This is a genomic window from Noviherbaspirillum sp. (genome assembly GCF_035254685.1).
In the GTDB taxonomy this organism is placed as follows: Bacteria; Pseudomonadota; Gammaproteobacteria; order Burkholderiales; family Burkholderiaceae_D; genus Noviherbaspirillum.
Window position 1 is genome coordinate 379,507 of sequence record NZ_DATFAI010000041.1, and the last position, 16,708, is coordinate 396,214.

10 protein-coding genes are annotated in these 16,708 nt (G+C 55.9%); 8 read left to right on the top strand and 2 right to left on the bottom strand.

Translation table 11 applies throughout. The features are described from left to right. The first annotated feature begins 349 nt into the window (after positions 1 to 349). The 4 genes from VJ698_RS19285 (at position 350) to VJ698_RS19300 (ending at position 8,230) form a co-directional block, all read left to right on the top strand. On the top strand, positions 350 to 1,903 hold the full coding sequence (locus tag VJ698_RS19285; protein ID WP_324104426.1) for an alpha-glucosidase: 1,554 nt from the start codon (positions 350 to 352) through the stop codon (positions 1,901 to 1,903). A gap of 190 nt (positions 1,904 to 2,093) precedes the next feature. Continuing rightward, entirely contained in the window at positions 2,094 to 5,081 is a 2,988-nt protein-coding gene (locus VJ698_RS19290; RefSeq protein ID WP_324104427.1) for a type VI secretion system Vgr family protein, read from the top strand. A 9-nt stretch (positions 5,082 to 5,090) separates the two neighbouring features. After that, entirely contained in the window at positions 5,091 to 7,373 is a 2,283-nt protein-coding gene (locus VJ698_RS19295; protein WP_324104428.1) for a hypothetical protein, read from the top strand. Then, positions 7,370 to 8,230 carry a hypothetical protein gene (locus VJ698_RS19300; RefSeq protein WP_324104429.1) on the top strand — a complete coding sequence of 287 codons (861 nt, stop codon included), beginning with the start codon at positions 7,370 to 7,372 and terminating at the stop codon, positions 8,228 to 8,230. The genes VJ698_RS19295 and VJ698_RS19300 overlap by 4 nt, the downstream gene beginning before the upstream one ends. Before the next feature lie 510 nt (positions 8,231 to 8,740). On the opposite strand, the gene VJ698_RS19305 is transcribed toward VJ698_RS19300, so the two are convergent. Continuing rightward, positions 8,741 to 9,569, bottom strand: a protein-coding gene (locus tag VJ698_RS19305) for an IS5 family transposase (RefSeq protein WP_414691185.1) whose coding sequence is annotated in 2 segments (ribosomal slippage) — positions 8,741 to 9,233 and positions 9,232 to 9,569 — 831 coding nt in all. Because the reading frame shifts where the segments join, the coding sequence is not laid out codon by codon here. 140 nt (positions 9,570 to 9,709) lie between these two features. On the opposite strand from VJ698_RS19305, the gene VJ698_RS19310 reads away from it, so the two are divergent. From VJ698_RS19310 to VJ698_RS19325, 4 genes are all read left to right on the top strand, one after another. Then, positions 9,710 to 10,009 (top strand): hypothetical protein, encoded by a 300-nt coding sequence (locus VJ698_RS19310; protein ID WP_324104431.1) that lies wholly within the window; start codon positions 9,710 to 9,712, stop codon positions 10,007 to 10,009. Between the two features lie 12 nt (positions 10,010 to 10,021). Further along, positions 10,022 to 10,468 (top strand): lysozyme inhibitor LprI family protein, encoded by a 447-nt coding sequence (locus VJ698_RS19315; RefSeq protein ID WP_324104432.1) that lies wholly within the window; start codon positions 10,022 to 10,024, stop codon positions 10,466 to 10,468. A gap of 491 nt (positions 10,469 to 10,959) precedes the next feature. Then, on the top strand, positions 10,960 to 12,666 hold the full coding sequence (locus VJ698_RS19320; RefSeq protein ID WP_324104433.1) for a hypothetical protein: 1,707 nt from the start codon (positions 10,960 to 10,962) through the stop codon (positions 12,664 to 12,666). Between the two features lie 176 nt (positions 12,667 to 12,842). Further along, positions 12,843 to 14,315 carry a hypothetical protein gene (locus tag VJ698_RS19325; RefSeq protein WP_324104434.1) on the top strand — a complete coding sequence of 491 codons (1,473 nt, stop codon included), beginning with the start codon at positions 12,843 to 12,845 and terminating at the stop codon, positions 14,313 to 14,315. Positions 14,316 to 14,489: 174 nt separating this feature from the next. On the opposite strand, the gene glgX is transcribed toward VJ698_RS19325, so the two are convergent. Then, positions 14,490 to 16,598 (bottom strand): glycogen debranching protein GlgX, encoded by a 2,109-nt coding sequence (gene glgX, locus VJ698_RS19330; protein ID WP_324104435.1) that lies wholly within the window; start codon positions 16,596 to 16,598, stop codon positions 14,490 to 14,492. Positions 16,599 to 16,708 lie beyond the last annotated feature (110 nt).

Sequence of the window (16,708 nt, forward strand, 5' to 3'; positions counted from 1 at the left end):
TGAAAACAGCCGTGGCAAGCAGGGGGCCGATTATTTCGTATTGGGTGTTGTTCGGGTGTTATTCGAGTGTTAGTCGGATGTTATGGGCGACGCGCCGCGTCTTTCCAAATAGAGCATCCAGACCGGCAATTTGTTCTCAAGACGATATGCAGAAATCGCAAGATCATGCGAAGCGTTGCACGCGCTGCAGTGTCGTTCGCGCAAGTCCGTTGCTGCGCAGGAACAAACGCACGCATTTCCAGTCTATGTTGCTTCACAATTCCATCAGGCAACCGCAACACTGTCGTTGCAAAGGTAGCGTCGCACCGAGCGCGCACTGCCGGAACGATTTCGTTTTGCGAGACAGTCAATGATCATTTATCAGGTTTACCCGCGCAGCTTCTTCGATGCGAACAACGATGGCATCGGCGACCTGGCGGGCATTGAGAAAAAGCTCTCCTACATCAAGAGCCTCGGCGTCGATGCCATCTGGATCAGCCCGTTCTTCAAGTCGCCGATGAAGGACTTCGGCTACGACGTGGCGGACTATCGCGAGGTCGATCCGATCTTCGGCACGATGGACGATTTCAAGAAGTTGCTGCGCAGCGCGAAGGCGCTGGATCTCGGCATCATCGTCGACATGGTGATCTCGCATACTTCCGAGGAACATCCGTGGTTCGTCGCCAGCCGTGCAAAGGAGGGCAACAAGTCCGACTGGTACCTGTGGGCCGATCCGAAGCCGGACGGCACCGCACCCAACAACTGGGTATCGGTGTTCGGCGGTCCCGCATGGCAATGGGATGCCGGCCGTCGCCAGTACTATTTCCACTCCTTCCTGCCGGAGCAGCCCGACCTGAACATGCACAGCCTTGATGTGCAGGACCAGGTGCTGGCCGAGATGCGTTTCTGGCTGGAGATGGGCGTGTCGGGATTCCGCTTCGATGCCTGCAACCACATCTTCCAGGACCTGCAACTGCGCAGCAATCCGCCCAGGCAAGACAACGCCGCTGCGCTGCATCCCTATGGGTATCAGGTGCACGTGTATGACCAGGCGCAGCCCGAGATGCTGCCTTTCCTTGAACGGATCCGCAGCCTGCTCGACGAATACGGCGCATTCAGCCTCGCGGAAGTCGGCGGACATGACGCGCTCAAGTTGATGGGCGAATACACCGGCGCAACGCGCCTGCATTCCGCCTACAGCTTCGCGATGATGCGTCCGGAAAGCAGCGCGGCCTACGTGCGCAACGTCATCGCCACACTGGAAGAACACATCAGGCCGCCGGCCAACGCCTGCTATGCGATGAGCAACCACGACAAGCCGCGCGTCGCGACCCGCTGGCTGAACGGCCGTGACCGCGAGCAATTCACAAAGGAAATGCTGGCGCTGCTGTTCACCATGCACGGCGACATCTGCCTCTATCAGGGCGAAGAGCTTGGCTTGCCTGAAGCCGAGGTGCCCTTCGAGCGTCTGCAGGATCCGTTCGGCAAGAACTTCTGGCCGAAGTTCAAGGGCCGCGACGGCTGCCGCACGCCGATGCCCTGGACCAATCATGTGCACGGCGGATTCAGTGAAGTGGAGCCATGGCTGCCGCTGGACGAAATCCATCGGGAACTGAACATCAACAGCCAGGAAATGCGACCGCACTCCGTGCTGAATTTTGCGCGCGAGATGATCGCGCTGCGCAAGGCACGTCCGGAACTGGACCATGGAAGCTTGCGCCTGATCGATGCGCCGGAAGGCGTGCTTGCCTTTTCGCGGCAGCAGGAGGGCCGCGAACTGGTATGCCTGTTCAACATGGACGTGACGGAAAAACAGGTGCCGGTGCCAACGTTCAACAGCGTTGTGCTAAGCCGAAATGCGACAGCCGGCAGGCGTACCGCGTCACTCGATGTGTGCGGCTTCTGCCTGCTGGAAGCAGCCTGACGCCACACGCAAGTGCCCCGGATTCGGCCTGATACGCTCGGGCCGGATCCATTTCAATCACTCCGACAACAAGGCTCACCGCCGATACTAAGCGGCGCGCATGCTATTGCCCATTTAGTTGCCATTCAGATAATTATTATGTTTTAATCAATACCCCTGAATCCTGCCCTCTGGCTCTCCGAGGTGTCCCATGTCCGATCTGTCGCACGGCGCCAGCCTGCTCCACGCCACGCTGGCCGCCTTCACTTCCGACACCCGTCTGTATGCCATCGACACGCCCTTGGGCAAGGACGTCTTGCTGGTGGAAAGCTTCGTCGGCAGGGAGGCATTGTCGACGCTGTATGAGGTCCACGTTGATTGCCTCGCCACCGACACCCACATTGAACTCAAGTCCCTGCTCGGCAAGCAAGCCGTGCTGCACACCCGCCTCGCAGACGGCAGCCGCCATCCTCGTTCCGGCTACATCACAGCCATCGCACAACCTGGTACTGATGGCGGGCTCGCCCGCTACCGCCTGACACTGATGCCATGGCTGGCGCTCGCGCAACACCAGCGCCGCTCGCGCGTGTTCCAGGATGTGACGCTGCCCGAACTCATCGATGCCGTGCTCGCCGCCTACCGCCCGTATAGCAACTGGAGCATGACGCCCGACGCGGAAGCATTTCTCGCCGACTTGCGCCCGCGCAGTTATTGCTGCCAGTATCGCGAATCCGACTATGCTTTCCTGTCGCGCATCCTGGCCGAGGAAGGCATCGGTTTTTATTTTGAGGAAACTCCGGCCGACAACATGGACGTGTCGCAGCAGCGCCTGGTCCTGTTTGCCGATTCCACGGCCTTCGCCGACGATCCGAGCGCCGCAGCACAAGGCGGCATCCGCTTCCATCGCAATGCCTCCATCGAGCAGTACGACACGATCCAGGCATTCTCCCCACATCGCCGGCTGCAAGCGGCCACAACCACCATTGGCAGCTGGGATTACCAGGCCAAACGCGTAACCGCCACAGCGTTGCCCACCGCCCACGCATTCGGCGGCGAACAAGCGCCACGCATCGAAAGCTACGACTGGTCCGGCACCTACGCCTTTGCCAATCTCGACGAAGCCGAGCGCACCGCGCGCATCCTGCGCGAAGCCGCCGATGCCCGCTTCAAGCAATGGACCGGCGAGGGTGCAGTCCGCAGCTTCCGCCCCGGCAGCGTCTTCACCCTGACCGCTTCACCGCTCGATGAGCTGGCCGACCTCGGCGCGCCCCAGGTGCAGCGCCGCTTCGCGCTGCTGGCGGTGCAGCACGCCGGCATCAACAACCTGCCCGCCGATCTCACTGCGACACTCGCCACGCGCCTCCGCCCCCTGGTCGAAGACGACAGCGACGACTGGCACACGCTGCGCAACGCGGCTACCGCGACCGGCTACGCCAACCGCTTCACCGCCATCCGCGCCGACATCCCCTGGCGCCCGACGCTGCATGACGGCACGGGCACACATCTCAACCCGAAGCCGACTGCATACGGCAGCCAGACCGCCATCGTCGTCGGCCCAGACGGCAGCACCGCCAATGCCGGCACGGTCCACACTGATCATCTTGGCCGCATTCGCATCCGCTATCACTGGCAGCAGGAAGAAAGCAACACCTGCTGGGTACGTGTGCTGCAACTGCACGCCGGCCCCGGCTACGGCGCACAATTCATCCCGCGTATCGGCCAGGAAGTGCTGTTGAAATTCCTCGACAACGACATCGACCGCCCGGTCGTCGCCGGCGTGCTCTACAACGGCCAGGGACAAGACGACGCGAGCGTCTTCGCGCGAGCCGGCGACCATGCGCGCGCCGGCCAAGACAACAAGAACGCCGACGGCAACTCGCCCGCCTGGCATGGTGCTGCCGCCGAACACCGCCATGCCGGCTATCTCTCGGGCTTCAAATCCGTCGCTCTCGGCGTCGACGGCTACACCCGCCAGTCCAATCAGCTCGCCTTCGATGACAGCACCGGCCGCCTGCGCACGCAATTAGCCACCGACGCCGCCGCCACGCAACTGAACCTCGGCCATCTGATCCACCAGGCCGACAACTATCGCGGCAGCTTCCGCGGCACCGGCTGGGAATTGCGCACCGATGCCTACGGCGCCATCCGCGCCGGCAAAGGCATCCTCCTCAGCACCTATCTCGGCGGCAGGCCCGACGGCCAGCCGGAGCCGGCAGGAGAGAACACGCCCGGCATCGCCCTGCTGAAACAGGTCAAAGGTTTTGCCGAGAACTTCAACCGCGCCGCCGCCACGCATCAAACCGTGCAATTCATCCTCGTCAAAGGCCATGCGCACAACGGCGCAAAAAGCCAGAGCCGGCTCGACGACACACAAACCCCCATCGACGCCATGCTCAAGGCGATCTCCGGCATGGTCGACGCGCAGGACGGCAGCATCGACGGGCACGGCGAAAAGATCCCGCACATGCACGCGCCCATGGTCATCGTCACCGCGCAGGCCGGCATTGGCGTCACAGCCTCGGAAGGATTGCATATCGCATCAGGAGAAGTCGCGCATTTCGCAAGCGGGCGCGATACGCACCTCGCAGTGGGCGAGGCCTTGTCGCTGCACAGCGGACAAGCCATTGGTCTCCTGGCCGGCGCAGTGAGTGCGGGGGACGACCATGCCGGTATCAAGCTGATTGCCGCGCAGGACGATGTTGAGTTCCAGGCGCAAAGCAGCGAGTTGACGTTCGCGGCAAAGGAAGCGGTGAAGCTCGCGAGCGTGAACAGCCATGTCGAATTCGCGGCGGCGCAGAGCATCACGCTGTGCACGGAGGGCGGTGCGAGTTTGACCATCGAGGGACGGAACATCACGTTTGCCTGTCCGGGGACGGTGTCGATTAAGAGTGCGAGCAAGAGTTTTACCGGGCCGACAAAACTACATCGAGACCTGCCACCTTTACCGAAACTGGCCACTGAGAACAGTTTCAGCCAAAGGCTCAATGTTTCGCATGTAATCGGCTTCGCGCCGGGAGAAGACGAGGTCCTCGAACGAGTTCCATATGAGATACGCAGTCAGCACGGAAAATTGCTAGGAGCGGGAAGACTTGATGAAAAAGGCACCACGCAACGTGTTATTACCAACAGGAACGAACAGCTGACGGTTTGGATCGGCGACGGTCACTGGCAAATTTTCGGGGATCGTGATCACAGCTAAGGAAACGCAATGGAAAAAACCGACCTCGTTACAGATACTTCTCTAACAAAAAATACCTCTCTCGACGATGTGAATCCGAATGACACAGGCGACCTTGTTTTAGAGAATGAGATTAAATCGGATACGTCGGCACAGCATGCGGCGGACGTCGAGCAGTCCGCACCGACGGCCGAGCGCGCGGACACAGAAACGTCGAACACTAGGACAGACAACGTCGCCAGTATTGCAACCAACCAGGATTCATCGCCTGAAAATGAAGCAGGCTCCGACACCAATGTCGCGACGATTTTCGTAGGCTTCAGGGATTTTGCATTCGACCCAATTGAAGGTTTGAAATATAAATTCGTAGCCGACGGCAAAACCATAAAAACCGGCATAACCAGCAATGCGTGCCACACCGTCACGTTAACTGAAATCATTCCCGGCAGCGAAGTGCAAATCTTTGTATTTAGAGAACATACAAAAGATTTCAAAAACATCGGCTCGATCTACGCTCATCCCGGCGACTCCAGCTATGCGATATGCAGCCCGAAACTTAAGTACATACTGGACACAGAAGAGCACGTAGGAGAGCCCGGTGACGCGGAGCAGAAAAGACCTCCTGCTCCAGAGGAATCTGGAGAACAAAAGAAAGACGGCGTGTCCGCCTCATCCGCAAGGTTGCCGGCTACACCTTCGCAAGGTATAGACGTCGCACCATCTCCTTCCCATGGAGAAAGTAAAACCGCTACGTCGCCTGTTCAAAAAATCGCAACGACCCGGAACAGCCAACAGAACAAGCCGAACATCACCCTTGGGCGCGATTCGGCAGGACATCCACAAGCAAATGTGGAAGACATGACGCTGGATTGGCTGAAACGGAAAATTCTTGCCGTATTTAACTTCTGGAGCTGGCGCGACTTTGAGCATTCGGTTCTGCATCCACCCCGCAAAACATCTTCCAGAAATTCAGCGGCATCACGAGAGGCAAATAAACAGGCTACAGATGGCTCGCAAATCGCCAAGCCAGGCAAGTCAGCACAAGGGCACTCAAAAATAAATCCTCTGGTTTTGCGCCCAGTCATATTCCCGACTAATCCACTCTCTGGTAAAGAATTGGACCGGCTGCAGAAATTGATTGATTTTGTAGAGCATCAGGTGAAACTCGATTATTCACCCTATAGAGGCAAAGGCGGCACAACGGTCAATGTAATCAATGCATACGCCAAGACCAATGAACCGACATTTGAAAATAAAGACCCAAACAGACCGAAAGGGCTTTGCCAGGTGTATGTCAAAGTCGCACTATTCAAAGCAGGCTATACCAACGGCCCGGGATGGGAAGGCCAAGCAAAAACGTCTGGCAAAGATTGGCTGAAGTACGGATTTTCTGATGTCAGTAGCACGCTTCCACAAGTTGAAATAACCTATGAGGATGCGCTCTCTCCTACTGATTGGCCGCAGGCTGAACAATGCCTTAAAAATGCAGCTGCTCTTAAAACTCCGCAGAGAGATGGAGAGAAACAAAAGAAGCTGTTGACGGCAAAAGAAATCGAGACAGCTGAGAAGACAAGTTCGGCTGTACCGGTAAGAAAAAAAGAAGTCAAATACATGCAGCCGGATTTAATGTATACCTTACCGGGGGACGTAATCGTTTATGAGCAGGTAGATCCAGTAGAGCTGGATCCGCCCGGGCATGTTGACATTCGCACCTATCATGGATTTATCAGTGATTTCGTGTGGCCCGCTATTCCATCCCTAGGCGGGCCAGCAAAATCAACCAAACGTTATCGAGTCACAGGGGTATTTCGGAAGTTCAGCGATACCCTGGCACTGGTTCGCGTACAAGCATTTTTGCGAATTTTGCGGGAGCACGAGGCAAAAGGTTTCAAGGATCCATATCACGCCCTCCGATATTCGCCCTCTGAAAGGCCGTCACATATAACGTTCAACGACTTTAGTACGCATCCTTATGCGGAAGAGAAAAAGAACAAACCCGCAGGCGCGTATCAAATCAAGCTCCAGACATGGGAAGAAGTTACAAAGAAGATGATTGGCTGGCCGAAGGATTTCAGCCCGTCGATGCAGGACAGAATTTCAATTCTTCTTCTCCATCGAAGGCCGTATAGCAGTATGCCCCACCCACGACGCAGCGCGCTTGGCTACATCATGGAAGGTCGGATAGAAGAGGCGATTAATAAAACGGGATTATCAAATGAGTGGTCCTGTCTTCCAGGTGGAAGAGATTCCCAGATGAAGATGGGCGATCTGAAAATTCTTTTTGATCAGTATGTGCAGGAGTGTATGAAATGAGCCGTATTGGAAAAATCGCTTTCTGGTTTATCTATCTTTTTTCATTTTCTTCTGCACTTCATGCAAAAGATATCTCAATACCAAACTCTATTTGCAAGACCATTACAGAAAAAAAAATGCCGTCCGCTTACCTATTTCATCAAGGGAAGTTATGGAGCGAAAAACGTTCAATTGATTTAGGGGATCTCCAGTCACAACAAAATCAGAATGAAATCTCATCGCTGGAAGAATCTGTCTTAATTTTGAGTCCCGCCAACTTGACCGTATCTGTGAGTTCGAGTGATACATTGACAATCAACTTATCAGAGGCCCATGCCACTTGTGCCAAAACCAGGCAGTACAAAATCAATTGGATGGTCGCCCCCAAAAATTTAGGCCCAGGAAAATTTGACGAGCAATTTTCACTAAACTTTGATGGTCCGGGTATTAACGGCTATCCGCCGTTGGCTACCACGACGTTTAGCACATCAGTTACAGGAATTATTCACGGCCCTGGATCAACAATAAATTTCGACAAGAATGAAGCAAAGAGTTTCTTTTTGGGAAATACACCGTTGCTAAGCATAGCGATTAAGAATGTTGGAGACCGTGCTTTAAGGATAACAAGTTTCTCCACTGACATTCCGGAAAATTCCAAGAAGATTAAGTTAAAGCGGACGAATTGCCTGAGGAAGGACGTTGAACCTTCCGCGTCATGCGTCATTGACTTAGAGGCTCATCAGCCCCTCATCAAATCTACTTCCGTTTCATATGGAATAGGATACAGCAGCAACGATGTCGGCTCGACGAGCGGAGTGATCTATTTAGACTATGACGATAAATCGGGCGCTCGAACTTACATTAAGCGTTGGGAATAGCTGACGTATTGATGACATGAAATCTATCGTCACTTGGCATGCCAAGTCATGCATGGATTTGGGGCTTCTTTTCCTATTCCAGTGACGAAGCTTCCTGTTACGTCGGAATATGATCTGCCGGCTTTTGTGACAAGTTGGCCGCCCTACTGAAGAGGGCACGTTCGCTAACCACTACTGCTTACGGAACGCATGTGCACTCCCAAGAAATCTTTTTATTTTCGCGGCCGCTGTATTGAGTAGCGCGGCCTCATTCGCATCAGCGCAAAACCCTCAGCCACAAAACGTCTACTCGAAAAGAGAACGCCTGGTTGAAGACGCCAGAATCCGTAAGGACATTGAGGAAAAACTTGATTGGCGAAACAGAACAAAAGAAACGCTTGATGACTACGACGAAGCCCATCGAATGCTGTATGGCACGCTGAACGAGTCAATTCTGTTGCATCAAACCACCGGTGAACGATTCGGCATCTTCGAGTCGATCAACGAAAAAACACATACTAAGAGCGTCTATCAAAATGGAAATGGAAACGGATCGTGCCAGGCTTTGCGTAACGTTCGCCAGCAGATGACGGCGCAGCCCAATCTGAGAAAACCTTCATGCATATCTGCTCGTCTTTCATAACGCACACGCAAGCGTCGAAACCGATGCAGCCAGGCGAAAGTGCGTTCGACCACCCAGCGCGTCACGCCAAGATGGCTGCCATGTCCGGTACAGCGCTTGGCGAGTTGAGGATGAATGCCACGCTGCTGCAGGATAAGACGATAGCGCTCGCAATCGTAGGCACGGTCGGCTTGCACACACCTCGGTTTGCGCAGAGGGCGGCCACGTCGCCCAGCGATGGCGGGAACCCCGTCGAGCAACGGCGTGAGCTGTGTCGAATCGTGAGGGTTCGCGCCAGTCAGGATCACATTCAGTGGCGTGCCGTTGGCATCGACGACGAGGTGGTGCTTGCTGCCCGCCTTGCGCCGATCAGTCGGGTTGGGCCCAGCTTTTTCCCCCATGCACGGCACGCACCGATGAGCTGTCGGCGATCACGCGGGAGAAATCGAGACGGTCTGCATTGCGCAGCTTCGCCAGAAGGATATGATGCAACTTCTCCCACACGCCGGCCTTTTGCCAATCGCTTGCGCGGCGCCAGCAGGTCATGCCCGAACCGCATCCCATTTCCTGGGGCAGCATGTCCCAGGGAAGGCCTGATTGCAGTACGAACAGAATACCAGTCAGCACGCGCCGCTCGTCGAGCCGCTTGCGGCCAGGATGGGTGGTGCGTCGCTGCTGGACCGGCAGCAGCGACTGGACTATTTCCCATAGCTCATCATCAACCAGTTGGCGTGCCATCGCACTCTCCTCGACACTCGGGATGAAAGTGCGTTGGACACCTTTTCGATCATTTTGTTAAACGCTCTAAATTTCAGGACGTTCAACTTGAACAAGCTGTAGAAGATTATTTCAACAAGGCATTGCCTCATTGCAGAGAGATGAATATCCAAACTGCCAGAGCTCTAGCCTTCGTAGGAGCATGCCGTGTTCGCGGCACAAAAGAATCTACGTTTGTCGACATTGGGCGAGGTCTAGGTTTTCAAATTCCATTCGAAAGAAACGCGAAGGAACTTGAATTACTTAAAGCAATTTCTGATTGCTATAAACCGACCGTGAAAGGCCAGCTTACGTTAGGCGGCGTTCACCTTGATGTAGATGAAGCTCGCCGTGTTGCCTTACTCAGAAAAAACGAATTCAATTTTCTCGATGAAGACTATTACGACACAAACAGTTACTAACGGTGAATTTGCATGAACTTCCCTAATCGCACTCATTTTCATCCTCGCACTACGATTTTCTTCTCATTAATTCTTATTGCAGGAGGTTCGCTAGCGGACGAATGTACGACCTACGCATGTACAGAAAATTCACGCCTTACAAGCAAGCTAAGAAACGCGGACCGCCAACTGAATATCGAGTACAAAGACCTCATTCAGAAATTGAATCGCACACAAAAAGTCATCTTAGTTCAGGAACAAAGGAAATGGATTAACTTCCGAGATACCCAGTGTGAAAAATTTGCGGATGAGTCTTGCCACGAATGCGACTTCAGTACCTCAAGTCAAATCCAAAAGCAGGCCAACGATGAGTTGTGGTGTATCGCTCAACTCACAAAGACGCGAACGCAGGAGATCCAATCAATGAAGAAAGCTCTTGCCAACGGTACAAAGCCGGATTTCTCGTTTATTCCTACGTAACCGGAACTGCCCCGCTAAATACAGTGAGATTTACGGAAAGTCGTGTGCCTCATAATAAAAATGAAGGTACACACCGATCCCATGAAGTCCGCAGGACGGAAGAGATATCGACAGAACTCCAATGATCTAGACCTTCAATCGCTCTTCGGCATATGTCTTCTTCGGGCGGCGGTTCTCTTCTTCGAGTTTCAAAACCGCTTCATTTCCGGATGAATTACCCCTCGGCCTGCGGATCCCCTGTGATCGGATCTGCCAGTCACGCACTTCATTCGCATATCCGATTTAGAGCTGTCGGCATTATGAACACGTTCCTGAATATGTCGGGAACTTATCGACTCTTGCCGCCACCCATCATTGACCGAAGATCAACTGCCGCGAAGCAATACTTCGCTTGCTAGTAATGTAGGTGACTACTTCGCTGATTCCCGTTAATCGTCATTGGACGATGGCAGCGGGTTGAATTCCAATAGATGATCTGCCAGGAAAATCTTATGTTTGCCAGAATCAAGAGCGTGATTTCGAGATCTGAGGGTGACCTTTCGCCACTGCTGAACACGTCTCGGAACCAACCTGCCACTCATGGCGGGACATCCGCCACTCCCAATGAGAGCACTTCCTCCAAAGAAGAGATGGCTCAGCGCAGGGCAATGGATGAGTCCAGGCGTTATCAGATCCTCGATCAGGAGAAGCGTGCGCCGTTGTTCAAGGCCAATAAAAACGTGTCCTCGGCAAATCTCTCGAATCCCCCGCCCAAAAACTCCCTTCGGTCCCTCCGCAACAAATCGATGCCGTCATTGCTGTTCCTTTCGAGCAAAAAAGGATCGTCGCAGGCGATTCCGGGCAGTAGCAACTCCGTATCGTTGGTGCCGGAAATGCCCAAGAGGGTTGAAACCAGATTACCTTCATTCAGCACGCACCTCCTGCAGTCGAGATCGATGCTCTCCATTCCTTCCCGGTCGTCAAGTCTCCTTCCGCTGTCCGCCATGACGTTTGAAGGCGTGCCGGAATTCTGCAACGAACTGATGACCAAGGACATTGATGCTGCCGCGTTGGCGGAGCTCAAGGAGGCCTTGGACGGGAAACGCAAACAGGCAACGGCGAAGGCGCTTGGCAAAACCGAGGAAAAGCTTGTTTCCTCCTCAAACCGAGATGACATGAAAGAAGGCGTGGAGGATGACACGGAGGAAAAGATGGGGATCCTGATCGTGGCTCGAGCGACACAGGCACAGTTCAAGAACAATTGTCCGGACGATCGACTGCAGATACGCGGCGCGGACATGCTTTTACGGCTGCTTGAACTGCATCATGCTGACAACAAGGTGAGTAAAGCCACTGATGGCTACGATCCGCTGGAGAAGGAACTAGCGTTCTGGCACAAAGCCAAAGGAACCTTGCTGGAAGAGGGGCTGACGGAGGAACAAATCGCGGCAGCGCGTACAGCCTACATTAATGCAAGATCGGTGATTAAAAAGACGGCGGAGAACATGCAAAACATCGCCCTTCGCTTTATCGCACCGGATCAATACCTTGAAAATCTCGACAGGCGCAAGACCATCACAATCGAAGCAATAAGCGCCGACATCAAGGAATCGTTTGGTGGCAGACCGAACTGCCCCAGCGAAGAGGGCATCAGGGAATTGCACAGCGCCATCGAGGAAAAAATCGGTCCTGATAAGCTTAAGGAGCTCAAAAAGGCTTACTTCGATTCTAAGCGCGCTGAAAAGGCCTACAACACTGCTGTGACCAAAGAGAGAGATAAGGCAAGGAAAGCGAGTCGTGAATTTACCATGTCTCCCAACACTGCCAAAAAGCACGGCGAGATGAGGGGCCAGCAGTTGAAATACGAATCCCTAAAAGGCTCGTTGATGGAGCAATTCAAGACCGGCTTTCTTCAGGAATGGGTGCACGATCAGAAGGCAAGTGAACATCTGGTCAAATGGCGGGAGGATCTGATAACGCAGGCCGAATCCATGACCTTGTCGCCCGGAACGCCGGAAAGGACGACTCGCTTGCTTGAAGTGTATGCAGAAGGAAAGCTAAGACAAACCTGGGTTCTCGAGGCAGCGGTGGCAGAAGCAAACAAGCATTCCCATGGCAACATAGCGAGTCTCTCGGATGTTGAGGGAGAACGAGTTGCTGCGTGGGTGTCACAGTATTTTGACAAGGCGGTCAAGCACATGGACGCGACATTCACCTGACCAGAATTTCCTGGCCAATATCCCACGCGGCTTCGCCATAGGTTTCCGGCTGCTTAAGAAGCTTGCAGCGAGTCAAAAACTTTGAGCGGCACGAAATTGCAGAAGAAATGCCAAACCTTTTTTCCTTTCCATCTTTCAAATCTTGCTTTTCCCTTCGCAAGGAGGAAGGAAGAGATTTGGACAATGATCCGGAGCCGCGACAAACAACACTGCCTCATGCCGAATCGCATGGCCGTCAGCTATCAGGGTCATTCAGCAATCGGGGGCGCGAACGCTTCCACTTCTTCAAGAATTTCGGACGCACTGCGCCACCGGTCAAAGATCGTGCGGCGACCATAGGCATCCAGGCGGCCGCATGCCAAGGGGAGAAAGTGCACAACCCGCCGTATGACCCTACACGGGTGCAGGTGTATATCGACACCATTTCCCGAGGATTGAATGCTTCCAACGAACAAATTGAGGCGCTGATCAGGCTTTCCACGGACGTCCGTCTTGCGATAATGCGCGGCCAGACACTGGATCCGGAAACGACAAAGGCATGGCGGGATGCGACGTCGGCCAATGTGGGCGTACAACGTAATATCGCGATGTTTCTAAAGCTTGTTGAAAGAACACAGGGCGAGCTGGCGAAAAGCGAAAATAACTTCGAGATAAAGAATAAAATTTTTTCTCGCCTGGAAAACCTCACGCAACCGATAGCAACGATAGACGAACAGGCAGTTTCAATAACAACTGCGGGCGAAGGCCTTTCCCGTCTTTTGGGCAAGTTCAGCGATGAGCAATTTGAGACATGGAAAGAAAAATTATGGGAGAGCCAGGCGTTTGCGCGCGACGCGGTTGAGGCGTTCAAGAGTTGGAGGGGTAACGTGGCGGTAGCCAGTGGACGCAGCCACGAAGCGCTGAACCCTGAACTTTTTGCACAGTTCACGGCATCCATGGACAGCGTCGCCAGGGAATTGGACTACGCGGCGCTGTCAAGCGAACTTGACAGGAGCCTGGGCCTCGACAGACCCACGGCCGCAAACAAGGAGATTTCGCCGATCAAGGCATCGCCCGCCCTGGACCTCGTCTACCGGTCGCACCTCGTGCCTGGATCGGCCTCGAAGCAGTCGCGCATCCTGACGAGTAACCTGCCCTTTTCTCTTGTTAGCAATCGGGGAGACGGGGATTGCATGCTGTATGCGCTGGGCGCCACTTCCGAAGCGGACGCGGACAGGATGCGGACAAACATCGCAGACTTCATCGGCGGACACCCCGATACGCCACTACAAATGAGCTACAACGCCAACCAGGTGACCGCCATGTTGCTGCAAACGCCGCAGACCCGCGCCATGACGCAGGACCTGACCTTCGGCCGGTATTCTGTACCGAACAGGGCGTATGCAAATCTTGTGAAGATTCCCGGCATCTACCTTGGCGTCGAGGAACTCACCGCATTCAGCGCACTGGAAGACAACAGGGGTAAGAAGTTTCTTGTCGTTGATCGCGATGAAACGCTGACGCGTATCCGGAATGGCGAACGGACCACGCTTTCTTATACGCCGGAAAGCCGGAGCAGCGTCGTTGCCGCCGCCATTGGCGATGCCGACGTCGCGCTGTACAAGACTCCCCAGCACTGGCAGCGCATCGAAAAGACGTTATCTGCCTGACTGCGGCGCAAACGTTCAGTCACGCCGCGACGTAGTGGTTTGCGTCGCCGCACAGGAGCACAGGATAACGTGCGAAAGCAATCTGCCGGAAAGGTGCCGGCTGGGCTGGAATGCAGTTCAGTTGACGTAGCATCTGGAAGGATGTCGCCCCCGCGAAAAGCCAACCACCACGCATCAACTCACTCCCTTTGCCTCTCGATTCGCCAATACCACCACACTGCGCCCCTGCACCTCTATCGCAGGCTCCCCGACCACCCGCACCTCTGCCTGCGGCTCCGCGCTATCCAGCAGCAAATGCCACGTCGCTTGCGACGACGGAAGACTGAAGCGTATTGCCTCGGGCCCGCCATTGATGCACATCAGCACCAGCTCCAGCTCGCCCTTCGCAGACACGCTCGCCCGTTGCACTGCGAGCGCGCGGGCTTCGGGGTTTGGCCAGGCTTCTTCCGACAAGGCCTGGCCCTGTTCGTCGAACCATGCAATGTCCTTCACGCCGGGCGCAATTTCCTGGCCGTGCAGGAATGCGTTCGACTGAAGCGCGGTGAACGTGTGGCGCAATGCCGCGAGGCGGCCGACGTAGCTGATCAGTGCTTGTCCCTCGGGCGTGCGCGCTGCCGTCCAGTCGACCCATGAGATGTCGTTGTCCTGGCAATAGGCGTTGTTGTTGCCGTGCTGCGTGCGTCCGAATTCGTCGCCGGCGAGCAGCATCGGTGTGCCTTGCGCGAGCAGCAAGGTGGCGAGCATGGCGCGCTTGACCCGGTCGCGCAATGTGCGGACGGCGGGATCGTCGGTCGGGCCTTCGGCGCCCCAGTTGGCGCTGTAATTCTCGTTGTGGCCGTCATTGTTGTCTTCGCCGTTGGCCTCGTTATGCTTCTGCGCGTAACTCACCAGGTCCTGCAAGGTGAAGCCGTCGTGCGATGTGACGAAATTGACGGAGGCCCAGGGTTTGCGATGGCGGCGGTCGAACATGTCGGCGGAGCCGCTCAGGCGCCTGGCGAGTTCGGGCCGCTGGCCGGAATCGCCGCGCCAGAACTGCCGCACGCAGTCGCGGTATTTGTCGTTCCACTCGGCGAAGCGCGGCGGATGATTGCCGAGCTGGTAGCCGCCGAGGCCGACGTCCCAGGGCTCGGAGATCAGCTTCAGGCGCGACAGCACGGGATCTTGCAGGATCGCGTCGAAGAAGCCGGCGCCCGGGTCGAAGCCGGTTCCTTCACGGCCGAGCGTGGCGCCGAGGTCGAAGCGGAAGCCATCGATATGGAAGGAGTCCGCCCAGTAGCGCAGGGAATCGAGCACCAGCTGCAGCACGCGCGGATGCGAGATGTTGAGCGTGTTGCCGCAACCGGTTTCATCGATGTAGTAGCGCTCGTTGCCCGGCACGAGGCGGAAATAGCTGGCATTGTCGAGGCCGCGAAAGCAGATGGTCGGGCCGAGTTCGCTGCCGCTGCCGGTATGGTTGTAGACCACGTCGAGGATCACTTCGATGCCGGCGGCATGCAGGCGGCGCACCGCGAGGCGCATATCGTTCAGTCCGCCGCCCGACAGGTAGCCCGGCTCGGGCGCGAAGAAGGAAAGCGGGCTGTAGCCCCAGTAATTGCGCAATCCGCGCTGCAGTAGAAAGTGGTCCTGCAGGAAGGCCTGCACCGGCATCAGTTCGACGGTGGTGATGCCGAGCTTGTGCAGGTGCTCGATGAAGCGCGGATTGGCGAGCGCGGTGAAGGTGCCGCGCAGGTCGGCACGCAGGTCGCTACGCAACATCGAGATGCCGCGCACATGCGCTTCGTAGATCACGGTCTTCGACCATGGCACGTGCGGGCGGCGATCGTCGCCCCAGTTGAACAGGTCTTCCACCACGACGGCTTTCGGCATCGCCTGCGCGCTGTCGCGCCGGTCGAAGCTGAGGTCGCCGCGCGAGGAGCCGATGCGGTAGCCGAACAGCGCATCGGTCCAGCGCAAGGGCCCTGAGAGCTGGCGCGCATACGGGTCGAGCAGCAGCTTGTGGTGGTTGAAGCGAAAGCCGCGCTGGGGCTCGTAAGGCCCGTAGGCGCGATAGCCGTACAGCAGGCCGGGGCCGGCTTCGGGCAGGTAGCCGTGCCAGACTTCGTCGGTGCAATCGGGAAGGGACAGGCGGGCGAGCTCCTTGCGGCCGGCCGGGTCGAACATGCACAGTTCGACCCTTTCCGCGTTCGCGGAGAATACGGCGAAGTTGACGCCCGAGCCATCGTAGCTCGCACCGAGCGGATAGGGCTGGCCGGGCGTCAGCCGGTCCGGAATTTCAAAGAACATGCATTGGGTCTCCCGCGTGCGTTGATCCTGCTTGCTGCTTATGCAAGAGGTTCGAGCTTGCAGGCGGGCATATCGTTCCCGGGAAATGCAAGGAGGGCGGGCCGGATCAA